The sequence below is a fragment of the Sedimentibacter hydroxybenzoicus DSM 7310 genome (assembly GCF_013403245.1).
Classification (GTDB): Bacteria; Bacillota; Clostridia; order Tissierellales; family Sedimentibacteraceae; genus Sedimentibacter; species Sedimentibacter hydroxybenzoicus.
Genome location: NZ_JACBNQ010000021.1, coordinates 15,217 through 38,588, shown reverse-complemented (window position 1 = coordinate 38,588; position 23,372 = coordinate 15,217). Strand labels below are relative to the sequence as shown.

Below are 23,372 nucleotides of genomic sequence, written 5' to 3'. Positions count from 1 at the left end.
TGATTTTATCTATTCATCTAAACCAAAGCGTTTTAAATTTGGAGAAATTATCAATTTTGCTTCTGTTGCGGCAATTACATCCTCTACTGTTGCTTCAGGTCCCAATTCTTCAAGAACTAAACCCTTATCAGTAACTCTCATCAGTGCCATTTCTGTAACAATTATGTTTACTTGTTCCTTTGCAGTTAAAGGAAGTGTACACTGTTTTAAAATTTTTGGTTTACCTTTTTGAGTATGAACCATTGCAATTATTACAGTGTTCGCTCCAACTACCAGATCCATCGCTCCGCCCATTCCCGGAACCATCTTTCCAGGTATTTTCCAATTGGCAAGATTACCCTTTTCATCAACTTCCATTGCTCCTAAAACTGTAGCATCGACATGACCTCCCCTGATTATTCCAAAGGATGTAGCGCTATCAAAGAACATACCTCCGGGCACTATTGATGAAGGTATACCTCCCGCATTTACTAATTCACAATCTTCTTTTCCTTGTTCCGGTGCAGGACCTAAACCTAAAAATCCATTTTCTGATTGAAAAGTAATATCCATTCCCTCAGGTATGTAATTTGCAACCATTGTAGGAAGTCCTATTCCTAAATTTACAACGTCACCGTCGTGCAATAACTGAGCTACTCTTTTTGCTATTACAGCTTTTTCGTTCATTATTTGCCACCTCCAACTATGTAGTCTACGAATATTCCTGAACACATAACGTGCTCCGGATTGATTTCTCCCACTTCAACAATTTTTTCTGCTTCAACTATTACCAAGTCGGCTGCTGTAGCCATGATAGGGTTAAAGTTTTTAGTTGTTTTATTAAAGACCATATTACCCTTTTTATCAACAACAGAAGCTTTTAAAAGTGCGACATCGGCTCTCAACGGCATTTCAAATATATATTCTTTGCCATTAATAATTTTTTTCTCTTTTCCTTCTTCAGCTTCAGTACCGATTCCCGTAGGTGTGTAGAATCCACCAAGACCGTTTCCTCCGCATCTGATTTTTTCTGCTAATGTACCTTGGGGTGTTAAGCAAACTTCTGTAGTTCCTGAATTCATTTGATTTGCAGTCTCAGGGTTTGTACCAACATGAGAAGCAATTATTTTCTTAAATTGTTTGCTTACTACCATTTTTCCGACACCCTTATCCGGAAAACCGGTGTCATTGCAAATGAGGGTTAAATTTTTAACATTACTTGCAACAAGTGCATCGATCAGGCTCTCTGGAGAGCCATTAGCCAAGAAGCCGCCAACCATAATAGTCATGTTGTCTTGTACTTTTTCAATAGCTTCATTGATAGAAATAATTTTGTTAATCATAAATTTTTTGCCTCCTATAAATTATTATACATTTAATATTATTGTTATAATTTTGACAAATAAAATTAAAAAATATATATGATATCTTCTGAGTAGCAAAAGATATCATCATTGAAAAGGGGTTAGGGTTTCTTTCGCTTACGCTCGGAATGACATTATGCTTGAATTTGTCATCCTGAGCGTAGCGAAGGATTCATCTAAATAACCTTATTTTCTTTCTACTAAAAGCGCTGTTCCCATTCCTCCGCCTATACATAATGTAGCGAGACCTTTTTTCGCATCTCTTTTTACCATCTCATATATAAGTGAAATTAATATTCTTGCACCGGATGCTCCTATAGGATGTCCGAGAGCTATTGCACCGCCGTTTACGTTTGTTATTTCTTCCTTTAGACCAAGATCTTTGATAACTGCCGCTGCTTGAGCCGCAAATGCTTCGTTAGCTTCAATTAAATCTAAATCTTCTACAGTCCATCCGGCATTAGCCAGTGCTTTTTTAGTAGCAGGCACAGGTCCGATACCCATTATTTTCGGATCAACTCCGGCTGAACCGTACCCTGCTATTTCACATATATATTCAAGACCAAGCTCTTCTGCCTTATCCTTGCTCATTATGATTAAAGCTGCTGCTCCGTCATTTATTCCCGATGCATTACCTGCTGTAACTGTTCCGTCTTTTTTAAATGCAGGTTTTAACTTAGCCATCTTTTCCATTGTAGTTCCATGCTTTGGATATTCATCCGTATCAACGATGATTGGCTCACCTTTTCTCTGAGGAATTTCTACCGGAATTATTTCTTCTTTAAATTTTCCGTTTTGTTGAGCTTCTTCTGCTCTGTTTTGACTTTGAACAGCTATTTTGTCCTGATCCTCTCTCGTAAGTCCCCATTGTTCAACGATATTTTCAGCTGTAATTCCCATATGGTATTGATTGTAAACATCTGTTAATCCATCATAAACCATGTAGTCAACTATTTTTCCATCGCCCATTCTATGTCCCCATCTTGCTTTTGGCAATAAGTATGGAGCATTTGTCATACTTTCTGTTCCGCCGCACAAAATTATATCACATTGTCCGCTTTCAACAAATTGTGCTGCCATGCTGACTGCTCTTAAACCGGAGCCGCAAACCATGTTAATTGTCATTGCCGGTGCTTCTACCGGGATGCCTGCTCCAAGCGTAACCTGTCTTGCAACATTTTGTCCCAATCCTGCGCCTAATACATTACCAAAATAAACCTCTTCTACCTGTGCAGGTTCAATCTTTGCTCTTTTGATAGCTTCTTTTGCTGCTATTACGCCTAAATCAACAGCTGATAATGGTGCAAGAGTACCACCAAATGCGCCAATCGGCGTTCTTGCTGCTGAAACGATAACTGCTTTTTTCATGTTTTTCCTCCTAAATTTTATTTACATAATAAGATGCAATAATCATGCCAAATATATTGTAAAAGTATTAATTGCTAAATGATATTATGCTTAAAGTGTAAATATTCATATATAGTGTATATACAAGTTAATTTTAACATAAAACACATTAAAGTTCAATAAAACATATTAATCTAATACAATGTATTAATTCCATATTATTGGACAAACTAAAACTAATTCGCATCAAATCAGTTCCATTAAAGCGAATTAGTAATACTGTTTTCCTATATTAAGGACAATTATTTGTTCGTATTTTCAAATAAGAACAGTATAAAACTAATTCGCATCAAATCAGTTCCATTAAAGCGAATTAGTAATACTGTTTTCTTCTGTTGAGGACAAATATCTGTCCGCACTTTCAAATAAGAACAGAATAAAAATTATTAGTATAAATAGAAAGTTTTTGCAAATATTACTAAAGAGGAAGGGGGGACACACCTCTTTTCATAAGATAGTCTTTGCGTGATAGTAGGAATGTTCCTATCAATAGAAAGGAAATATTATGTCTTTAATTAATCATATAAAACCAATTTTAAACAGCGATGTTATAATTATTTTTTTAATAATAAGCTATATATTAATTTTTAGAACAAGCAAGGGACTTAAACGGAAAAATTTTCACAGAGATTACAAAATTGTCAGATTTACGGGAATTATTTACGGATTAATTGCAATAGCTGCTATTGTAACTAAGAATATTTAATTGTGACTAAAAATATTTAGGAGATATCATGGGGATTTATCAGAATTTAACTAATATTAATGTGGATATTGACTTAAAAAAGAATGAAACCATTCTAAAGGAAGTATTCAAGGATGCTAATGACATAATTTTTCGTAATATGAAGGTAGGACAACATAAAAAATTAAATATACTGATTTTTTATGTTGATGGCATGACTACCAAGGATTCTATAAGTGAGTATGCAATTCAGACCTTAATGGAATCCATTAATTTAGAAAGCTTAAAAAAGGACAGTGGAAAAGAATTACAAAATGAAATTTTGAATTCAAATATTGCCATAACTGAATTAGGCACTGTGCAAACATTACAGGAATGTGTGGATAAAGCTCTGTCCGGAGAAACAATTTTGTTTATAGAAACTTGTTCAAAGGCAGTATGGCTTTCATCAAGAGGTTGGCAAATAAGAGGAATTCAGGAGCCGGCTGCTGAAACGCTTATCAGGGGTGCAAGAGACGGCTTTATTGAAACCATGAAGGTAAATATAACCCTTATCAGAAGAAGAATCAGAGATCCGAAATTAAAAGTAAAATATATGCAGGTTGGTCGTAGATCCAAGACTGACATAACATTACTATATATAGAAGACATTGTAAATAAAACCGTATTGGACGAAGTTGAAAAAAGAATAAATAATATTGATATAGAAGCAGTTTTAGAGAGCTCCTACATAGAGGAATTAATAGAGGATGATACTTACTCACCGTTTCCTCAGATTGAAAATACAGAAAGGCCGGATGCGGCAGCTTCTGCCTTGCTTGAAGGTAGGGTTGTAATTGCAGTCGATAATACTCCTACTGTACTGATGGCACCTGCAACCTTTATATCTTTTATGCAGTCATCGGAGGATTATTATGAAAGATGGATGCTGTCATGTTTGATAAGAATGATAAGATACATAGCTCTGCCTATAGTTATGCTGTTACCTGCGTTATATGTGGCTGTGGTACAATTTCATCCGAATATGCTTCCTACACAGCTTGCATTGTATGTAGCTGCTTCAAGAGCTAACGTACCATTTCCTCCGTATTTTGAGGCGTTGCTTATGGAACTGGTAATGGAGCTCGTGAGAGAGGCATCCATAAGGATTACGACTCCAGTGGGTTCAACAATAGGCTTGGTAAGTGGTTTGGTTATTGGTTCAGCATCAGTTGAAGCAGGATTAATAACACCTATTGCCGTAATAATAGTTGCATTGACCGGCTTGGCTTCCTTTGCAATACCAAGCTACAATTTCAGTACATCGCTGAGGATGATTAGGTTTGGGTTTATTGTAATTGCTTCGTTTTTCGGATTATTTGGTATTTCGATTGGTCTATGCATACTGATTATACATCTGTGCACCCTGAAAAGCTTCGGAGTACCTTATTTGACACCTATGACTCATTTTGTTGAAAGAAGAAGTGATTTAAAGGATACGGTTATCAGACCTAAAATTTACAATTTAGTCAGAAAGCCTGCATATTTGCAGGTTGAAAAGGAGAAGGGCAAATAAATGTTTAATCAGGATATTACTCCATATCAAAATTTATCAATTTTAATATTAGTGTCATTTGCATTTCAATCAATACTTATGCCCCTCTTACTTTCGGAAATAGACGGACCGGTTGGATGGATGACGATAATAATTGCTGCTGTCGTATTATATTTTTCGTTAAAACCGATTAATAAATTGCTGCTTAAATATAAAGAAGATTCTTTTTTAAGTATATCGAATAAAATATTTCCTAGGCTTATATCGAGAGCAATCGGAATTTATTACATAATTATGTTTTTAATTGCAAACAGTATATTGATGAAGGATTTTGCCGAGCAAATAAAACTGATGATGCTGTTTAGAACTCCTTTAGGTTCAATAATTATTGTAATATTACTGACGGCAAGCTATGCAACTAAAAAGGGAATAAAAACAATTGCAAACATTAGCTCAATAACGGTTTTAATTGCCTTTATACCATATATTTTTATTATGATATTTTCAACGTATTATGCTGATTATTCAAATGTCTTCCCCATATATCCGGCTGATGTGGAAGGTGTTTTAAAATCAGTACCGGGAGCAATACTTGGATTTTTTGGATTTACAATACTGTTGTTTTCAAATAGTAAAGTAACTGTCCAGGAAAACAACAGGTCAATAAATAAAAAATTTATTTTATTCAGTACCATTTTGTATGTTGCTTGCTATCTGATGATAATTGTTAAGTTTGGCATAAAAGAATCAGTACATTTGGTATGGCCGTTCATTTCCGTTATGAAATATGTAAATATACCCGGATTTTTCTTTGAAAGTACTGAAATTGTGGGCTTGTGTTTTCAAATTATAGTTACATTTTCCTGCATATGCATTATTGCATATTTTACGAATATAGCAATGCAGGAAACATTTAAAACAAGAGAAGACGGATTTTTTATTTATATGCAGATACCGATTTTATATTTTATGGCAGCGGTTCTGCCCGGAATGTACATGATGTTTCCATATATACAATGGCCGATAATCATTCTCAGCGGTTTAAATTTACTTATTCCGTTGATTGCCGCTTTAGTTGACGCAAAATTTAAAAAAGTAAAAAATAATTGATAATAATATACGGTTTGTGTCATTGCTTTGAATAAACCAATAACGTACATTCCTTGTCATTCTGAGCGGCAGCGAAGAATCTCCGGTTTTGAAGTTCTGAGATCCTTCGCTACCGCTCAGGATGACGAATACAGAGTTATTCGTTTATCTTGGTGTGGCTGATACGTGACAATTCTGAGCGTAAGTAAAGAATCTCAGATTTTCAAATGCTTAGATCATTCGAGCTTAAGCGCTCAGGAAGACAAATACATGTTTATTCTTAAATCATCATAGAGGTACAAATGAAAAGTATAAAAATTTTATTCATAACAATTATAACATCAATAGTGCTGACGGGCTGTTGGGACAGTGTTGAAATAAATAAAAGAGAATATATATTTGCGGTTGGAATCGATAAAAATGCAAAGAACTTGACTTTTACATCCGAGATCCCGAAAATAAATGAGGGCAGTGAAGAGCAAAGGTTGGTATATACGAAGGATTGTATTAACTTTGCCGACTTTTACGCCACAAGCTACCTTCATTCAGAAAAGGTAATTTCAGACAGATTGATGCAGGTAATTGTACTCGGTGAGGATTTAGCGAGAGATTCAGAAGCAGTTAAAAGAATTTTTGATGAAATTCAACGTTCACCTCAAATGAACAGGAGGGTTAAGATTTGTATAGCAAAGGGAAAGGCACAGGATATTATTAATACCGAAATACCTCACAATCCAATTGTGGGACGCTTTCTAAGCGAAATGCTCATTAAGTTAAAGAGGGAAAGTTACCAGGACATCTATACCTTTGATGAAGCAATTCTGGATCTCGGCAAGACTGGGAATGCAATGATACCGGTTGTAGAAATCAATGATAAAAGCTTAAAGGTTGAAAGAGCAGGAGTTTTTAAAGAGTATGAGCTAATAGGTTTTTTAGAACCGGAAGAGGTATCTTCAATTATGGTTTTATTGAACCCAAGTAAAGCTACAATCAGAAATGTTAATATTACAGTCGAAGATACAAATGTTTCATTAGGTGCAGTAGATATAACGATGACAAAAAAGATGGATTTAAGCAATGATAAACTGAAGGTTGACTACTACGTTACGTTGTATAGCTATATAGATTCATTTATCATAGGAAGCAATAAGCTTGAGGATCAAAGCTATTTAAACAAAATCAAGGAAGAAGCTACAAAAAATATTTTAATGGTTTCCAAAAAAACCTTAGATAAACTGCAAAATTCTTATAGAGCAGATTTGTTAAAGATTAAAGAGGATTTATACAAGTACCATAAGCAGGATTATGAAAAAATTGCTGACAAATATGACGAGATATTTGAAGCGGCAGATATAAATATACATTTAGACATGGTTATTAAAAGTACCGGCTTAGTAAAATAATTTAGAGGAAAGGGACACATCTCTTTATGTCAGGGAAAGTCTCTGGGGATAGGAGAAATGTCCTTAATTTAAGAAGGAGGACAAATGAATTATAATAAAAAAATAATAATAGCAGCTATATTTGTGATTATTTCAATAACAATTGCGTACACGGTCGAAGCTTATACAGGTATGACAAAAATAAACGATAAGGTTATAAGGCTGCATGTAGTTGCAAATTCGGACACGGTTTATGATCAACAGCTTAAATATAAAGTCAGAAATAAAATAGTAAATAAGTTCAACAATGAATTTGAAAATATTTCTTCCAAGGATGAAAGTGAAGATGTGATTATCACAAAAATAAATGATATCAGAGCTGAAGCAGAAGAAATTATCAACGATGAGGGATATGATTACGAGGTCAATGTATATTATGGTAATTTCAAATTTCCAAGAAAAATGTATGAAGATATAGTTTTGCCTGAAGGTTATTACGATGCGGTGAGAATTGAAATTGGTAAGGCAGAGGGCAATAATTGGTGGTGTGTAATGTTTCCCCCTCTATGCTTTGTTGATTTCGGAAAGGATAAAAAAGCAGAACCGTCATTTGACATAGAAACAGAAAGAAAGCTTCAGGAGGTTTTGACGGCTGAAGAAATCGAAGCAATCAAAACAAAAAGAGGGTTAGAGGATATAAAATTAAAATCGAAGCTATTTGAATTTATAGAAAAAGGCATGGTTGAAAACACAGGAATTTATTCAACAGACAAAACCAGAACATACGCAGAAGCTACAGATAAGTAAGACACAAAGAAAGACCCTGGGTCCTTGTCCCTCTGGGTCTTGCATTGTTACGAGGGTATATCTAATTTTTTAATTTTATATTGCAGTGTTTGCCTTGGTACGTTAATCAGCTTCGCTGCTTTGGATATATTGTAGCTTGTCTGCTCTAATGCAGATAAAATGATATCCCTTTCAACTCTTTCAATTGCCTGACTTAAGGGTTGTATTGCGCTTGAATCAGAAGTGTAGCTGTTATCTGACTGATAATTTTTAAATTGGAACGGAAGATGTTCTTCTCTGATAATTTCACCGTCGTACAAAGAAATGGCACTTTCAATGGCATGCTCCAATTCTCTTACATTTCCGGGCCAGTTGTAATCTAAAAATATATCCAGCACCTCTCTGGAGATTCCACTAAAAAATTTATTGCATTTTTCATTGTATTTTTGTATGAAGTGGTCGGCTAAGCTTGGTATATCCTCTTTTCGTTTGGACAATTCAGGTATAACCAAGGTTATAACATTTAATCTGAAGAACAAGTCCTGCCTAAGCTGTTTAGTCTCAATTACTTTGTTAATATCAGTATTTATGGCAGATATAATCCTTACATCGACATCTATGGTGTTGCTTGAACCTACCCTTCGGACTCTTCCATCCTGTATAACTCGTAGCAGCTTTGTCTGCAGTTCTAAGGGCATGGAGTTAATTTCATCTAAAAATAGTGTTCCGCCGTTTGCAAGCTCAAACAATCCGGGTCTGTTTTCGGCTCCCGTAAAGCTTCCCTTTACAGAACCGAACAAAATACTCTCCAATAAGTTAGGCGGAAGAGCGGCACAGTTTTGAGCTATGAATGGCTTGTACTTTCTGTTGCCGGAATTATGAATTGATTGTACAAAAAGCTCCTTACCTGTACCTGTGCTCCCTGCAACCATAACGGGTGAATCTGAAATCGCCGCTTTTAATCCCAATGCCTTAAGCTTTTGTATTTCTTTATTGTGACCTATTATGTCTAAGAAGGTATATTTTGCGGATGGCTTAGATAGCTTCCCATGATTTTCATTTTTTTCATATAATTCATTTTGTAAGGAAACAATTTTTTCCGACAGCTCTCTTACTTTAGTAATATTTCTTGATACCTCCAGGGCTCCTACGACTTTGTTGTTATAAAAGATTGGAATTGTTGAGTTTAAGGTAGATATTTTGTCACCCTTGTAATTTACAAAATTTTGCTCAACATTATAAATAGGCTTACCTGTTCGTAAAACTCTTAACAAAGTACTTGTCTCAAAAGTCAGCGATGGATAAACCTCCAGTATATGCCTGCCAATGGCTTTATCTACATCAATTTCATCCAGATGCTTAGCTGAAATATTATAATAAACTATTTTTCCACTTGCATCAACTATGTGAATTCCATCATTTATAATATCTATAGCCTGTATTAAGGCATCAAAATATTTTATTTCCATAAGCTCTCCTTTTTGGTGCTCAATATTAGGCATATCATGCCGAAAAATCAGCAACAATGTTCGTGTTTATATAAAATAATGAAAAATTTGTTTAATTAATATCAATAATTATTTTATTTATTGTTTCTTCTGCTTCGCCAAATATAATTTTATACTCAATATATACAGAACCGTTTCCAGATTCATTAAGATAATAATCATATATAATAGTTTTGAAGCTGATATCAAAGCTTCCATAGGGTGTTGTATACATGTTGGCATAACTTTTATTCTTTTCGAACTCCATTTTAGTGGAGAATGTACCCATTTTTATCATAATTAATTTATCTTTATAAATTTTTAATCTTGTTTTGTTTCCTTCACTTTCTGTAATTTCGCTTTCATCATAATCTAAGATGAAGCAATCTCCGGTGAATTCCCTGGTTGCTTCAGTCAATAGTTCTACTTTATCTTCATTTCCTGCTTCATCAAGTATTTGTGTAGTCGTGATTTTCACTTTTGTTTTATTCAATATTCATCCTCCTATTAAAGTTTATCTATTGCAATTTCATATAGGTTGTCAATTTCCTTTTTTAAGAAATTGCCTCCTATCCTTCTTAAGCGTTCAGGTGCATCACTTGCATAGTATTCGTATCTGGCTTTGTCAAAATGTTCATTTAGCATATTGTTTTCTTCTAATAGCCTCTTTAAATCTCTTGCTGTTTCAAAGGCGGGGTTTACCAATTTTACATTCTGACCGACAACTTTTCTTATGGTATATCGAAGTATCGGATAATGGGTACATCCCAATACTAAAGTATCCACTTCATGTTCAATTAGTTCATCTAAATATTTTTCTGCAGTCAATTCTGCAATATTTGAATATTCCCATCCTTCTTCTACAATAGGCACGAAAAGAGGGCATGGAATACCGATTACTTCTGCATCATAAAGATACTCCATAATTTTTTGCTGGTATGCATTGCTGTTAATTGTTGCAATTGTTCCGATTACACCTATTTTTTTATTTTCTGTGACTTGAGCGGCGCTTCTTGCTCCGGGATCAATAACCCCCAGTACAGGTAAATCAAAGTTATTTTGTACATTCTCCAATGCAATTGAGCTTGCAGTGTTGCATGCTATAACTATAGTTTTTACATCCTTGCTCATTAAAAAGGATGAGCATTGATTGGCATATTTTTTTATTGTTTGATCAGACTTGGAGCCGTATGGTATCCTTGCCGTATCTCCTAAATATATTATATTTTCGTATGGCAACTGCTCCATAACCTCTCTCATTACGGTAAGTCCGCCAACTCCTGAATCGAAAATTCCTATAGGTCTGTTATCCATTAATTTGCCCCTTTATTCTAATTCTGAAAATTCTCACTGAGATCCAAGTTTCAAAGTACAAATTTATTTATTCACTGTCGATCATAAATTTAGTGCCCATTGTGAATCCCGCTTATTATTTCATACATTATATTATGTGTATATATAATTAATGTTAAATGATATAATAACAATAACATTATAGCAGAATAATAATTGCAGAGCAATACAAAAAGCTGAATTTTCGGCACTTACAAATCAAACTGTTAAACAAACCGGGAAAATTATTGAAAATTAGCTATTATAATGTTCTAATAAAATTGGCATAATAATTGCATTATATCAAATTGAATAAACCCAAAAACTCATTAATTAAAATAATCAGGAGGTACCATGTTTAAAAAAGGAAACCCATACGGAACACACAGGGTAATTGAACCAAAAGGAGTGCTGCCACAGCCTGCACTTAAAGTTGATAACACAATGGAGATTTATGACAATGAAATTTTGATAAACGTACAAACTTTAAATGTAGACTCTGCAAGCTTTACACAAATCAATGACCAGGCAGGCGGCGACGTAGAAAAAATTAAAGAAATTATGAAGGGTATCGTTGCTGAAAGAGGAAAGCATCAAAACCCTGTAACAGGTTCAGGCGGTATGCTTATAGGAACTATTGAGCAAATAGGACCTGCATTGGAAGGAAAAACAGATTTAAAGGTTGGAGACAAAATTGCTACACTGGTTTCTTTATCTTTAACACCGCTTGTAATTGAAGAAATATTAACAGTAAGAAAAGATATTGATCAGGTTGATATTAAAGGTAAAGCAATATTATTTGAAAGCGGTATTTATGCAAAGCTTCCTTCAGACATTCCGGAAAATCTTGCGTTGTCGGTGCTTGACGTAGCAGGAGCTCCTGCACAAACTATAAAATTAGTTAAAGAGGGAGATACTGTATTGGTACTTGGCGGTGGAGGTAAATCAGGACTTTTATGCTTGTACGAAGCAAAGAAAAAAGCCGGTCCAACAGGTAAAGTTATTTGCTGGGCACACAGAGAAGCTTCATTGGCAACTGTTAAAGAGCTTGGATTAGCAGATGTTTGTATAGCAGGTGATGCTACAAATGCAATTGAAGTTTATGAAAAGGTTATGGAAGCAACTGACGGTAAATTATGTGATTTGGTAATCAGCTGCGTATCAAGACCAAACTGTGAAATGTCAGCAATACTTGCAACAAAAGACGAAGGAACTGTTTACTTCTTCAGTATGGCAACAAGCTTTACAAAAGCTGCTTTAGGAGCTGAAGGTGTAGGTAAAGACGTTAACATGATAATCGGAAACGGCTATACAAAGGGTCATGCAGATACATCTATTCAGATAATGAGAGAAAGCAAAGAATTAAGGGACCTTTATACAAGATTATACGCATAAAAAATTAATAACATAAAGTGTCATCTTAGAGCTTGAATTTAAAATCAAGCTCTTTGGATGACTAATTTCTATGTAAAACAAATTATTACAGGAGGTATTATTATGGCTTATTACAATGAAATTGAGCTATGGAAGGATGTTAAGTCCGAAGAGTGGAGCGACTGGAAATGGCAGGTTGAAAACAGAATTGACTCAGTTGAAAAAATCAAACAAATAATCAATATCACAAAACAGGAAGAGGAAGATATTTCTAAGGTTCTTGAAAAATTCAGAATGGGCATTACTCCATATTACGCAGCCCATATGGATAAAGAAGATCCCAGAGATCCGATAAGAATGCAGGCAGTTCCAACATTTGTTGAAACTCATGTTAGTCCGGCAGATATGCTTGACCCATTACATGAAGATACCGATTCACCTGCACCGGGATTAACTCACAGATATCCTGACAGAGTTTTATTCTTAATTACAGATCAATGTTCAATGTATTGCAGGCATTGTACAAGAAGAAGATTTGCAGGACAATGTGATGATGAAGTTTCAATGGACAATATCGATAAGTGTATAGAATATATAAGAAAAACACCTGTGGTTAGAGATGTATTGTTATCAGGTGGTGACTGTCTGTTAGTTTCCGATGAAAAATTAGAATACATTATCAAAAAATTAAGAGAAATACCTCATGTAGAAATTATTCGTCTCGGTTCAAGAACACCGGTTGTTTTACCTCAGAGAATTACGGATGATTTGGTAAATATGCTGAAGAAATATCATCCGATATGGTTGAATACTCACTTCAATCATCCGAACGAATTCACTCCTGAATCAATGGAAGCATTGAGAAAGCTTGCTGATGCAGGTATTCCTTTAGGAAATCAATCAGTTTTATTAAGGGGTGTTAATGACTGCCCTCACATTATGAGAGAATTGGTTCATAAACTTGTAATGAACAGAGTAAGACCATACTATATCTATCAATGTGACCTTTCACTTGGTATTGAGCATTTCAGAACACCTGTTGCAAAGGGAATTGAAATAATTGAAAGCTTAAGAGGTCATACATCAGGATATGCAGTTCCGACATTTGTTGTTGATGCACCGGGAGGCGGAGGAAAGATTCCTGTAATGCCTAATTATGTATTGTCACAATCAGCAGACAAGGTTATTTTAAGAAACTATGAAGGCGTTATTACAACTTATACTCAGCCGCACATACCTGATTTAGAATGTACTTGTGACGTATGTCAGGGCAAGAAACAAGATCCGTTAACGGGGGTTGCCGGTTTATTACAGGGTAATGAATTAGCACTTGAACCAACAAAATTGGCAAGAAGAGAAAGAACACACAAGTAACAGTGAATAATGAACATGGAACAGTGAACATTTAACAATTAATGAAAGTATTTGTGCTGAAGCACAAATACTAACTACAATTATTCATTTTTCAATGTTCATTGTAAAGAGGGAAAACTATGAATATAATTGAAGCTATAAGACAAAACAACTATGCGACGGTATCCATCGTGGGGCTTGCAAAGAATGCAGGAAAGACGGTTACGCTCAATTATCTCATAGAAGAGGCAGAAAAATCAGGAATAAGAATTGGCATCACTTCAACAGGAAGAGATGGCGAAAGCACGGACCTTGTTACGCAAACTCAAAAACCTTCAATTTTAGTAACAGAAGGAATGATTGTGGCAACAGCTAAAAATACATTGCTTCTTTCTGGTGCCAGGACAGAAATATTAGAAACGACAGGTATAAACACTCCAATGGGTGAAGTCATAATAGTTAAGGTCAGACAGCGAGGCAATATTCAGATTGCCGGACCTGTCAGTGCTTTGGACATGAAAAAAATAAGCAAAAAACTTAATCATTATGGCGCACAAATTGTATTTATTGATGGAGCTATAGACAGGAAGGCTGTTTCATCTCCCGTAATAACAGATGCTTGCATTATTGCAACAGGAGCAGTATTAAGCAGGGATATGAAAAAAGTTTTGGAAAAAACAGCACATTCGGTAGAGTGTCTTACCTTAAATAAAGCGGACAATGAGCCGATATATATTGCAAATAAACATAATAAAACCTGTATTATTCAGAATACAGGAGAGGTTTCTATACCTGATATAAAAACAAGTATTACCGGAGGCAAAAAAATAAATGAATTAATTAATGAAAATACAACTCATATTTTCATTAAGGGAGCTTTAACAACATCCTTGTTAAAGGATATAGAGGGTAATAAGTATTTAAGAGGCATTAAAATAATTATAGAGGATGGAACAAAAATATTTGCAGACATTAATGTCTGGAATGAAATGAGGAGAAAAGGGCTTAGGGTAGAAGTATTACAACCGGTTAATGTTGTTGCTGTTACCTTAAATCCAATATCCCCCACAGGATATTTTTTTGACAGTGTTGAATTTAAGTCAGAAATGGAAAAATATCTTCACGGGGTTAAAATAATTGATGTGGTTGCGGGCGGTGATTTAGATGGCTGATTTTATGGATGAAGGTACTATTAAAAATATAAACTTTGATTATATTTTTAATGAGATTAAACCAATAACAGAATATGGTATCAGAGTAAAAACAGAGTTCAAGCCGTTTAGGATAGGTCAGGAGGCAGACTTAAAAGAAGAATTCAATAAAATTAGGGCATTTATTGAAACTCCTAAAAGGCGTGATATCATTGATGTGCTCAAACATATTAAGAACATATATGAAACATTAGAGAGGGCAAAGAGTAACCAGGTATTAGATGAAGTTGAATTGTTTGAAATAAAGAATTTCCTTATTCAAATAGAGAGAATGGATAAAATTTTAAAAACTTTATCATTGAGAGATTTAGAATTATCGCCCCTGCCGCAGCTTTATGAATTGTTAGACCCTGCAAATGAAAAGCTGAACACATTTTATATATATGATGAATATTCAGAAAAACTAAAAGTAATAAGAGCAGAAAAAAAACAAGCTGATAAAGATATTGCTGTATTGAAGAAAAAAATAAAAGAAGAAATTGAAAAAAAATATAATATTAAATTTAATTTAAAAGATGAAGTTACAATAAGCAAGATACAAAAAGAAAGAGCTGAAGAATTATTACAAGATAGCAATTTGAGAGTTTCGGGAGAAAATTATTTAAATATTATTTTTAAAATTAAGAATAATGATGAAATAGATGAACTAGAAAAGAAATTGGAACATCTGAAGAATGAGGAAGAAGAAGAGGAGTTCATAATTCGACAAAATATTTCCAAGGAAATAAAAGGCTATTATGATATAATAAAAAATAATATTCGTGTAATAGGTACAACCGACTATATTATAGCCAAAGCAAACTATGCTCAGAAGACAAGGTCAATTGAACCGATAGTGACAGATAAGCTTAAAATAATAATTAAAGCCGGAAGAAATCTTAAGCTTGAAAAAGCATTAAAGGAAAAGCATAAGGAGTATATTCCTGTCGATATCAATGTACGTAAAAATGTTGTATGCATTACAGGTGCAAATATGGGCGGCAAGACTGTATCATTAAGAATGATTGGGCAAATTGCAGCCATGGTAAGCTTTGGGTTGTTTGTTCCTTGTGAATATGCGGAAGTCTGCTTGTTTGATAACATATATATTTCTGTCGGGGATGATCAGTCCATTGAAAAAGGGCTAAGCTCCTTTGGGGCAGAAATAATGAATTTAAAAGAGGCATTGGATAACTCAGACAGAAGGTGTCTGATTTTGATTGATGAGCTTGCAGGCGGTACTAATCCCAAGGAAGGTTATGCAATTACAAAAGCAGTAGTTAATTACCTGAAAAAGAAAGCGTGCATAACTGTGCTTACAACACATTATGATAATGTTGCTAACGATGATGAAGTACAAAATCTGCAGGTTGCGGGGCTTAATCTTTTAAACGAGCAGGATTTATATAAAATTAACAATATAGAACAAATATCAAGTCACATGGACTATAGATTAATAGAGGTTAAATATCAAAAAGATATACCAAAGGATGCTTTAAAAATAGCAAAGATGTCAGGTATATACGAGGGAATCATAAAGGACGCAGAAAACTACCTATAGAGGAAAGGGGACACACCTCTTTCTTTAGGGAAAGTCTCTGTGGGTCAGAGGAATGTCCCCAAGTTGAAAAAACGGAAAGAGGACACACCTCTTCTCAGAGAGAAAGTCTTTGAGGGATAGAGGAATGTCCCCAAATTGAAAGGAGGAAATATGGAAAGCAAGTTAAATTTAAACCCGGCGCTAATCGACAGTGCTCGCTCAGCTGCCGGTCGTATAGCAGAAAACGTCCAGCTTTTTATCGATAAGAACACAACTGTAACTGTTGAAAGAACAATTGCAAGATTAATGGGTGTAGACGGTGTGGATGAAATCGATAAGCCGTTACCGAATGTGCTGGTGGACAGTATAAAAGAAGGCGGCGGACTATCAAGAGGAGTTGCGTTCTGGCTAGGAAATGCAATGGTACAAACAGGCAAGGCTCCCCAGGAAATAGCTGAAGGAGTAAGTGCAGGAGAAATCGATATAACGAGGCTGCCAATAGCTGATGAAAATAAAATCATGGAAGCAGTTTACAAAGTTGCTGAAAAAATGGTTGACAGAATCAAAAATAACAGGTCAAAAAGAAATGAATATCTGAATACTATCGGTGAAGGCAGAAAACCATATTTATATGTAATTGTTGCAACGGGAAATATTTATGAGGATGTTATCCAGGCACAGGCAGCAGCAAGACAGGGTGCTGATGTTATAGCTGTAATCAGAACTACAGCACAAAGCTTGTTAGACTACGTTCCGTACGGACCAACTACGGAAGGATTCGGGGGAACATTTGCAACTCAGGAAAACTTCAGAATTATGAGAAGAGCACTTGATGAAATAGGAGAAGAAGTAGGCAGATATATACGTCTTTGTAACTATTGCTCAGGTCTTTGCATGCCTGAAATAGCAGCTATGGGCGCAATGGAAAGATTAGATGTTATGCTTAATGATGCCCTTTACGGCATATTGTTCAGAGATATCAACATGCAAAGAACATTGGTTGATCAATATTTCTCAAGAATCATTAACGGTTTTGCAGGTATAATCATAAATACGGGAGAAGACAACTATTTAACAACGGCAGATGCTGTTGAAGAAGCACATACAGTCTTAGCTTCTCAGTTTATAAACGAACAATTTGCATTAAAAGCAGGTATACCCGAAGAGCAAATGGGTTTAGGTCATGCCTTTGAAATGAATCCTACACTTGAAAACGGATTTTTATATGAGCTTGCTCAGGCACAGATGGCAAGAGAAATATTCCCTAAGGCACCTTTAAAATATATGCCTCCTACTAAATTTATGACAGGAAATATATTCAAGGGACACTTGCAGGATGCATTATTCAACTTTATATCTGTTTGGACTCATCAGGGCATTCAGCTCTTAGGTATGCCTACGGAAGCAATCCATACTCCTCACCTTCAGGACAGAATGCTTTCAATTGAAAATGCTCAATACATTTTTAATAATGCAAGAGACATCGGTGAAGAAGTGGAATTCAAAAAAGACGGCATTATTCAAAAAAGAGCACAGGAAGTATTGGCTAAGGCAGAAGAATTACTGCGTGATATCGAAAATGAAGGTATATTTGATACAATCGAAAAAGGTAAATTCGGCGGCGTAAAAAGAAGCTTTGCGGGTGGCAAGGGCTTAGAAGGCGTTGTAGAAAAGCATGAAAATTATTTTAACCCATTCATTGATTTACTATTGGGAGGTGACAGGTAATGGAAGGTATCCAGAAGGTTGATTTAACTAAGGTAAAACCATACGGTGATACACTGAATGACGGAATGGTTCAAATGAGTTTCTCATTGCCTGTACCATACGGTGATGAAGCATGTGAGGCGGCAAGACAGTTAGCTTCTAAAATGGGCTTCGATGATCCGGCCGTAGTTTATTCCAAGGATTTAGGAGTTGGATACACATACTTTGTAATGTACGGTAAATGTACTCATACTGTTGATTATACAACTATTGAAGTTCCTAAAGTCAGTATGGAATTCATGGACAGACATGAAGTAGAGGATTATATAAGTGAAAATATTAAAAGAGATGTCGTAATAGTCGGAGCCTGTACAGGTACTGACGCTCACACGGTTGGTATAGATGCGATTATGAACATGAAGGGCTTTGACGGTAATTACGGCCTTGAAAGATACAAGGGTATAGAGGCAATCAATATGGGCAGTCAGGTTCCGAACGAAGAGCTTATCGCCAAGGCGATTGAAGTAAAGGCAGATGCTATTTTGGTCTCTCAGGTTGTAACTCAAAAAGACGTCCATATCGCTAATCTGACTCAGCTTGTTGAAATGATGGAGGCAGAGGGCTTAAGAGATAAAATAATATTAGTATGCGGCGGTCCTCGTATTTCTCACGAATTGGCACAGGAATTAGGTTATGATGCCGGATTCGGCTCCGGAAGCTTTGCAAACCACGTTGCAACGTTTGTTGTAAAAAAGGTTGCAGAGAAGATGGTTTAAAAATAGCGCAACAATAGGATAACAATTGTAAAAAAGATGAGATTCCTCACTGCGTTCGGAATGACATGGCGTTTGTTATTCGCAAAATGAGGAATCTCTTTTTTGTGTATAAAAAAACTTTTCAAATTTTTCAAAAATATGGTAAAATATTTTAAATAGGTAGTAACGGGGTATAGCTGATCCATCCTGATGAAAGGAGGTTACTCTTTCCATAAGGAGGTGTTGCGAATGTCTACATACGAAGCTATTTCACTAATGATTGCATTTGCAATATTAGTAGTAGCAATAGTCAATAGGCAAAAATAATTACCCTGTGCGGCAGGGTAATTATCATTAGAAAATTGTAAACTGTCAGCTATGCCGACTACCTATTTATCTTATACACATATTATCACATTTATACATATAAATCAATAATTTTTATACTATTTTCCTGATTTTGGGAGCAATTATGATAAAAGATAAAAAGCTTTTTTATATTACAAAAACAATAATAATAACATTGCTGTTTCTTGCTGCATTATACTTTGAAAATGCGCAGCAGCAGAGATTAGCTGTACTCATATCAATATTTTTAGTGTTAATTATCAACAGCTCAATAAAATATTTCATAAAAAATAAAACTGTTTATTTTATTTTATTCATTTTAGATTCAATCCTTATATTCCTGTTAGAACAGAATTTTAGACTGCTTGTAAATTATTTTCTGCATTCATTTTATATAATCATACTTATAGAGGCATCAATCACATTGAGTATCGGTGAAGGAATTATAGCCGGAACGGTTGCTTCTGTTTTTTCCATGATTAAATTTATTTACTTAGTATACTTTAAATTCAATATATCAAGCTTCTCTCAATTTATATTTTTTCTGCTCATAAATGTATCTATAATGATAATTGCAATATTTGCACAATACAATAAAACAGAAAAGGAAAAGAAGGACACCTTGTATAGAGAGTTGCTGGATACTCATAAAAAGCTGAAAGAATATACGGAGGAGGTTCGCCGACTTTCCATAGTAGAGGAAAAAAACAAAATAGCAAGAGACATACACGATAGCTTAGGTCATAATATGACTGCTTTAATTATGCAGCTGCAAATGGCAGATCACTATCTGGAAACAGATTTATCAAAATCTGCGGAACTTTTAGACAGCTCCATAAAAACGGCAAAGGACAGCTTAAAAGATATCAGGGAGGTTGTAGAAACCCTAAGGGGTAAATTATTGCTGCCTGATAAGGTCATCCAAGTGCTTGTAGATGAATTTGCAGAGAAAACGGGAACTGAAATAGAGTTAAATGTATACGGAAAAATAATACAGGACGATGATATGAATACTGCCTTATACCACATATTGCAGGAAGGAATGACTAATGCCGTCAGACACGGTAAAGCCGCAGATATTTGGATTGAACTTAATTATGGAGAAGACAACGTTAAATTCAGTATACGAGACAACGGTACGGGCGTAGATACAATAAATGAGGGCTTTGGTATAAAAGGTATAAAGGAAAGAGTAAAGGCGTTAAACGGTAATGTGGAATTCAAATCCGAAAACGGATTTATAATCAGTGGTTTTCTGTCACTTAACGGGGACATTCCTTTAAGGCCTGTCTCCAACGAGTATCTATCCTTAAAGGTGTGTCCCCTTTCAGATTACAGGAGGTATAAATGATAAAGGTTTTGTTGGTTGACGATCAGGATATTCTTGTCCAAGGTCTTAAGCTTATATTAGGAGCAGAAAAGGATATAGAAATAAGCGGTACTGCAAATAACGGAAAAAAGGCATACGAAGAATGCAAGTGGAACAGACCGGATGTGGTTCTGATGGATATTCAGATGCCTGAGGTTAATGGTGTTGAAGCAACTGCTAAAATTAAAAAGGATTTTCCAAACATAAAAATAATAGTTCTTACAACATTTAACGATGACCAATATATTTATGATGCGTTAAAAAACGGCGCTTCAGGATATTTGTTAAAGGATACGTCACCGGCAGAAATTGCTAAAGCAGTAAGAACCGTATATAACGGAGGCGGCTTGATACAATCAGAGGTTGCTGTTAAGGTAATAGATAAGTTTTCACAGCTCGCTAATGAAATTGTGGATAAACCCACCGATTCAAAGGCTGAATTGTTGACAGAAAGAGAAATTGAAATATGCCGTCTTATAGCAGAAGGTAAAAATAATCATGAAATTGCAGAAAAGCTATATTTGAGTCAAGGCACTGTTAAAAATCACATAACGAGGGTGTTAGTGAAGTTAGATTTAAGAGATAGAACGCAATTGGCGGTGTTCACAATAAAAAATGATTTATAGTAGGATGTGACTAAAGTCACATCCTAGTTTTACAAAATGTGATTTAAGATACTATAAATTTAAAAATTAATAATATAAAATGCTGATATAGAAAATATTATGGGTTTGTTCCAAAGAGGGAGGATACAATGAAAAAAATATTAATCGTAATATTGGCATTGGCGCTGATAATAATTACATTGACAGCCTGCAATACAGATAATCTTGGACAATATAAAAAGGCGCTTGAAAAAACAAATCAAATTAAAAAAGGTCAGTCATCCGGAGAAATGTCTGTAAAATTAGATTTCAACACAGATGAAATGTCTCAGGAGGATATAAGGGAGATTAACAATTTCAAAGAAATGAGCGGAAGCTTCAATATTGTATTTGACGATGAAGCAGAAAAAGCTATATTCAGAAATTACTTTAATTTTGGCGGCTTAGGATATGACTTTGATATGTTTATAAACGGTGAAGAAGCGGTTATGAAGCTGCCGGTTATAGGCAAATATATAAAGATAAGTGAAATGCAGCAAACTGATGGAGATACAAAAGGCTACAATCAGATGATTTCAGATGATACTATGAAGCAAGCAGCCGAAAAATGGATTGGTTTGATGAAAGAAGAGGATGTATTTAAAGGGAAGGACATAATAATCACAACCCCTGACGGAGATGTTAAAACAACAGAGTATACTATTATATTAAGCAATGAACAGATTAAAGAATTGATACTTGAAATAATAGAAATTGCATCTGAAGACGATAAACTAAGAAGCTTCTACAATGAAAATGTAATTATAAATAATGATGATATAGATGTGGATATATCCTTTGACAAAGTATTAAAAAACATTAAGGACAACATAGATAAATTTGAAATAGAAAATTTTAAATACACTGCCCTAGTTGATATTGACGGATATATAGTGAATGAAAATTTAACTTATTCAATAAAATCCGCAGACGAAGAAATTACTCTCAAAAGTGCAGAATATAACCTGGACGTTAAAAATTGGGATATCAACAAAGAGCAAACATTTAACTTCCCTGTACTAACCGAAGAAAATACATTGGATACTGAAAATTCAGAAGACATACCAAGCTTAATGGAAGATTTATTTAAAAATAATTAGAGGTGCTTAAATGTTAAGAATAGAAAATTTATATAAAGAATTTGGTAACATTAAAGCTGTTAATAATATTAGTTTTGAGGTTAAAAGGGGTCAGGTATTCGGGCTGCTAGGACCTAACGGTGCAGGGAAATCCACTGCCATATCCATGATATCAACACTGATAGAACCGACAAAAGGAGATATATTTTTTGAAGGAAAAAGTATATTGAAGGATTCAAAGCCGATAAGACAAAGGCTTGGAGTAGTTCCGCAGGATATTGCTCTTTATCCCACTCTCACCGGATATGAAAATTTATCATTTTGGGGAAGCGTGAACGGATTGAAGGGTCAGGAATTAAAAAACAGAATCCTTGAGGTTTCAGATATTATAGGATTAAACGGCAGGTTAAATGATAGAGTTGATAAATATTCGGGCGGTATGAAACGAAGGCTGAATATCGGCGCAGCCCTGCTTCATAAACCCGAACTGCTGATAATGGATGAACCGACTGTAGGTATTGACCCTCAATCAAGAAATCATATATTAGATACCGTATTAGAGCTTAACAAGCAAGGTATGACTATAATTTATACAAGTCATTACATGGAGGAAGTTGAGTATCTGTGCAATGAGCTTTGTATAATGGATGAAGGGAATATTATTGCATCGGGAACTCAGCAGGAATTGGTTGATTTAGTAAAGGAAAAAACCCAGATAAATCTTAAGCTTGACAAAAATGATGAAGAGGTCATAAATCACCTGATGGAGATTAAAGGAGTCTATGAGGCAAAAATAAATGAAAATGTAATTAATTTATTTGGCAGTTCAACAGATGTCTTGTTAGCGGATATTATTGCAAAGGTTACGGAAAACGGATGGATGATAGAAACGATAGATGTTAAAAAACCGAATCTTGAATCGGTGTTCCTGCACTTAACCGGCAAAGCTTTGAGAGATTAGGTGATTT

22 protein-coding genes are annotated in these 23,372 nt (G+C 34.9%); 16 read left to right on the top strand and 6 right to left on the bottom strand.

Annotation, left to right across the window (positions count from 1 at the left end):
* Nucleotides 1-9: 9 nt before the first annotated feature.
* The 3 genes from HZF24_RS14845 to HZF24_RS14835 form a co-directional block, all read right to left on the bottom strand.
* On the bottom strand, nucleotides 10-666 hold the full coding sequence (locus tag HZF24_RS14845) for a 3-oxoacid CoA-transferase subunit B (protein WP_179239132.1): 657 nt from the start codon (nucleotides 664-666) through the stop codon (nucleotides 10-12).
* Nucleotides 666-1,322 (bottom strand): CoA transferase subunit A, encoded by a 657-nt coding sequence (locus HZF24_RS14840; protein ID WP_179239131.1) that lies wholly within the window; start codon nucleotides 1,320-1,322, stop codon nucleotides 666-668. Before HZF24_RS14840 ends, HZF24_RS14845 begins: the two co-directional genes overlap by 1 nt.
* Before the next feature lie 207 nt (nucleotides 1,323-1,529).
* Complete coding sequence (locus tag HZF24_RS14835; RefSeq protein WP_179239130.1) at nucleotides 1,530-2,711, bottom strand: acetyl-CoA C-acetyltransferase; 1,182 nt, start codon at nucleotides 2,709-2,711, stop codon at nucleotides 1,530-1,532.
* A 544-nt stretch (nucleotides 2,712-3,255) separates the two neighbouring features.
* Between HZF24_RS14835 and HZF24_RS14830 the strand changes: the two genes are divergently transcribed.
* The 5 genes from HZF24_RS14830 (at nucleotide 3,256) to spoIIR (ending at nucleotide 8,247) form a co-directional block, all read left to right on the top strand.
* Nucleotides 3,256-3,456 carry a CLC_0170 family protein gene (locus tag HZF24_RS14830; protein ID WP_179239129.1) on the top strand — a complete coding sequence of 67 codons (201 nt, stop codon included), beginning with the start codon at nucleotides 3,256-3,258 and terminating at the stop codon, nucleotides 3,454-3,456.
* Between the two features lie 28 nt (nucleotides 3,457-3,484).
* Nucleotides 3,485-4,990 (top strand): spore germination protein, encoded by a 1,506-nt coding sequence (locus HZF24_RS14825; RefSeq protein ID WP_179239128.1) that lies wholly within the window; start codon nucleotides 3,485-3,487, stop codon nucleotides 4,988-4,990.
* Complete coding sequence (locus tag HZF24_RS14820) at nucleotides 4,991-6,079, top strand: endospore germination permease (protein WP_179239127.1); 1,089 nt, start codon at nucleotides 4,991-4,993, stop codon at nucleotides 6,077-6,079. It abuts the gene before it with no gap.
* A gap of 281 nt (nucleotides 6,080-6,360) precedes the next feature.
* On the top strand, nucleotides 6,361-7,461 hold the full coding sequence (locus HZF24_RS14815; RefSeq protein WP_179239126.1) for a Ger(x)C family spore germination protein: 1,101 nt from the start codon (nucleotides 6,361-6,363) through the stop codon (nucleotides 7,459-7,461).
* An 84-nt stretch (nucleotides 7,462-7,545) separates the two neighbouring features.
* Nucleotides 7,546-8,247: a stage II sporulation protein R gene (gene spoIIR / locus HZF24_RS14810; protein ID WP_179239125.1), complete on the top strand. Its 702-nt coding sequence runs from the start codon at nucleotides 7,546-7,548 to the stop codon at nucleotides 8,245-8,247.
* Nucleotides 8,248-8,294: 47 nt separating this feature from the next.
* Here spoIIR and HZF24_RS14805 read toward each other — a convergent pair whose 3' ends face one another.
* From HZF24_RS14805 to murI, 3 genes are all read right to left on the bottom strand, one after another.
* Nucleotides 8,295-9,695: a sigma-54 interaction domain-containing protein gene (locus tag HZF24_RS14805; RefSeq protein ID WP_179239124.1), complete on the bottom strand. Its 1,401-nt coding sequence runs from the start codon at nucleotides 9,693-9,695 to the stop codon at nucleotides 8,295-8,297.
* 91 nt (nucleotides 9,696-9,786) lie between these two features.
* Nucleotides 9,787-10,206, bottom strand: coding sequence for a DUF1934 domain-containing protein (locus HZF24_RS14800; RefSeq protein WP_179239123.1), 420 nt, complete (start codon nucleotides 10,204-10,206; stop codon nucleotides 9,787-9,789).
* Between the two features lie 14 nt (nucleotides 10,207-10,220).
* The gene (murI, locus tag HZF24_RS14795) at nucleotides 10,221-11,027 is read right to left on the bottom strand and encodes a glutamate racemase (RefSeq protein WP_179239122.1); all 807 of its coding nucleotides are present in this window, start codon (nucleotides 11,025-11,027) and stop codon (nucleotides 10,221-10,223) included.
* 372 nt (nucleotides 11,028-11,399) lie between these two features.
* On the opposite strand from murI, the gene kdd reads away from it, so the two are divergent.
* The 11 genes from kdd (at nucleotide 11,400) to HZF24_RS14745 (ending at nucleotide 23,365) form a co-directional block, all read left to right on the top strand.
* Nucleotides 11,400-12,440 carry an L-erythro-3,5-diaminohexanoate dehydrogenase gene (kdd, locus tag HZF24_RS14790; RefSeq protein ID WP_179239121.1) on the top strand — a complete coding sequence of 347 codons (1,041 nt, stop codon included), beginning with the start codon at nucleotides 11,400-11,402 and terminating at the stop codon, nucleotides 12,438-12,440.
* A 102-nt stretch (nucleotides 12,441-12,542) separates the two neighbouring features.
* The gene (gene kamA / locus HZF24_RS14785; protein ID WP_179239120.1) at nucleotides 12,543-13,793 is read left to right on the top strand and encodes a lysine 2,3-aminomutase; all 1,251 of its coding nucleotides are present in this window, start codon (nucleotides 12,543-12,545) and stop codon (nucleotides 13,791-13,793) included.
* A 119-nt stretch (nucleotides 13,794-13,912) separates the two neighbouring features.
* Nucleotides 13,913-14,944, top strand: coding sequence for a lysine 5,6-aminomutase reactivase subunit KamB (gene kamB / locus HZF24_RS14780; RefSeq protein WP_179239119.1), 1,032 nt, complete (start codon nucleotides 13,913-13,915; stop codon nucleotides 14,942-14,944).
* Nucleotides 14,937-16,523, top strand: a complete 1,587-nt coding sequence (gene kamC / locus HZF24_RS14775) for a lysine 5,6-aminomutase reactivase ATPase KamC (RefSeq protein WP_179239118.1) — start codon at nucleotides 14,937-14,939, stop codon at nucleotides 16,521-16,523. Before kamB ends, kamC begins: the two co-directional genes overlap by 8 nt.
* A gap of 150 nt (nucleotides 16,524-16,673) precedes the next feature.
* On the top strand, nucleotides 16,674-18,230 hold the full coding sequence (kamD, locus tag HZF24_RS14770; protein WP_179239117.1) for a lysine 5,6-aminomutase subunit alpha: 1,557 nt from the start codon (nucleotides 16,674-16,676) through the stop codon (nucleotides 18,228-18,230).
* A complete protein-coding gene (gene kamE, locus HZF24_RS14765) occupies nucleotides 18,230-18,985 on the top strand; it encodes a lysine 5,6-aminomutase subunit beta (protein ID WP_179239116.1) in 756 nt (251 codons plus the stop codon). The genes kamD and kamE overlap by 1 nt, the downstream gene beginning before the upstream one ends.
* Nucleotides 18,986-19,174: 189 nt before the next feature.
* Nucleotides 19,175-19,291: a putative holin-like toxin gene (locus HZF24_RS19440; RefSeq protein WP_407695756.1), complete on the top strand. Its 117-nt coding sequence runs from the start codon at nucleotides 19,175-19,177 to the stop codon at nucleotides 19,289-19,291.
* 145 nt (nucleotides 19,292-19,436) lie between these two features.
* A complete protein-coding gene (locus HZF24_RS14760) occupies nucleotides 19,437-20,663 on the top strand; it encodes a sensor histidine kinase (RefSeq protein WP_179239115.1) in 1,227 nt (408 codons plus the stop codon).
* Nucleotides 20,660-21,307, top strand: coding sequence for a response regulator transcription factor (locus HZF24_RS14755; RefSeq protein WP_179239114.1), 648 nt, complete (start codon nucleotides 20,660-20,662; stop codon nucleotides 21,305-21,307). The genes HZF24_RS14760 and HZF24_RS14755 overlap by 4 nt, the downstream gene beginning before the upstream one ends.
* 128 nt (nucleotides 21,308-21,435) lie before the next feature.
* Nucleotides 21,436-22,425 carry a hypothetical protein gene (locus HZF24_RS14750; RefSeq protein ID WP_179239113.1) on the top strand — a complete coding sequence of 330 codons (990 nt, stop codon included), beginning with the start codon at nucleotides 21,436-21,438 and terminating at the stop codon, nucleotides 22,423-22,425.
* A gap of 10 nt (nucleotides 22,426-22,435) precedes the next feature.
* The gene (locus HZF24_RS14745) at nucleotides 22,436-23,365 is read left to right on the top strand and encodes an ABC transporter ATP-binding protein (RefSeq protein ID WP_179239112.1); all 930 of its coding nucleotides are present in this window, start codon (nucleotides 22,436-22,438) and stop codon (nucleotides 23,363-23,365) included.
* Nucleotides 23,366-23,372: the final 7 nt, after the last annotated feature.

Coding starts and splice junctions, on each gene's coding strand:
- HZF24_RS14845 (WP_179239132.1), bottom strand. CDS start 666: ATGAACGAAAAAGCTGTAATAGCAAAAAGAGTAGCTCAGTTATTGCAC.
- HZF24_RS14840 (WP_179239131.1), bottom strand. CDS start 1,322: ATGATTAACAAAATTATTTCTATCAATGAAGCTATTGAAAAAGTACAA.
- HZF24_RS14835 (WP_179239130.1), bottom strand. CDS start 2,711: ATGAAAAAAGCAGTTATCGTTTCAGCAGCAAGAACGCCGATTGGCGCA.
- HZF24_RS14830 (WP_179239129.1), top strand. CDS start 3,256: ATGTCTTTAATTAATCATATAAAACCAATTTTAAACAGCGATGTTATA.
- HZF24_RS14825 (WP_179239128.1), top strand. CDS start 3,485: ATGGGGATTTATCAGAATTTAACTAATATTAATGTGGATATTGACTTA.
- HZF24_RS14820 (WP_179239127.1), top strand. CDS start 4,991: ATGTTTAATCAGGATATTACTCCATATCAAAATTTATCAATTTTAATA.
- HZF24_RS14815 (WP_179239126.1), top strand. CDS start 6,361: ATGAAAAGTATAAAAATTTTATTCATAACAATTATAACATCAATAGTG.
- spoIIR (WP_179239125.1), top strand. CDS start 7,546: ATGAATTATAATAAAAAAATAATAATAGCAGCTATATTTGTGATTATT.
- HZF24_RS14805 (WP_179239124.1), bottom strand. CDS start 9,695: ATGGAAATAAAATATTTTGATGCCTTAATACAGGCTATAGATATTATA.
- murI (WP_179239122.1), bottom strand. CDS start 11,027: ATGGATAACAGACCTATAGGAATTTTCGATTCAGGAGTTGGCGGACTT.
- kdd (WP_179239121.1), top strand. CDS start 11,400: ATGTTTAAAAAAGGAAACCCATACGGAACACACAGGGTAATTGAACCA.
- kamA (WP_179239120.1), top strand. CDS start 12,543: ATGGCTTATTACAATGAAATTGAGCTATGGAAGGATGTTAAGTCCGAA.
- kamB (WP_179239119.1), top strand. CDS start 13,913: ATGAATATAATTGAAGCTATAAGACAAAACAACTATGCGACGGTATCC.
- kamC (WP_179239118.1), top strand. CDS start 14,937: ATGGCTGATTTTATGGATGAAGGTACTATTAAAAATATAAACTTTGAT.
- kamD (WP_179239117.1), top strand. CDS start 16,674: ATGGAAAGCAAGTTAAATTTAAACCCGGCGCTAATCGACAGTGCTCGC.
- kamE (WP_179239116.1), top strand. CDS start 18,230: ATGGAAGGTATCCAGAAGGTTGATTTAACTAAGGTAAAACCATACGGT.
- HZF24_RS19440 (WP_407695756.1), top strand. CDS start 19,175: ATGAAAGGAGGTTACTCTTTCCATAAGGAGGTGTTGCGAATGTCTACA.
- HZF24_RS14760 (WP_179239115.1), top strand. CDS start 19,437: ATGATAAAAGATAAAAAGCTTTTTTATATTACAAAAACAATAATAATA.
- HZF24_RS14755 (WP_179239114.1), top strand. CDS start 20,660: ATGATAAAGGTTTTGTTGGTTGACGATCAGGATATTCTTGTCCAAGGT.
- HZF24_RS14750 (WP_179239113.1), top strand. CDS start 21,436: ATGAAAAAAATATTAATCGTAATATTGGCATTGGCGCTGATAATAATT.
- HZF24_RS14745 (WP_179239112.1), top strand. CDS start 22,436: ATGTTAAGAATAGAAAATTTATATAAAGAATTTGGTAACATTAAAGCT.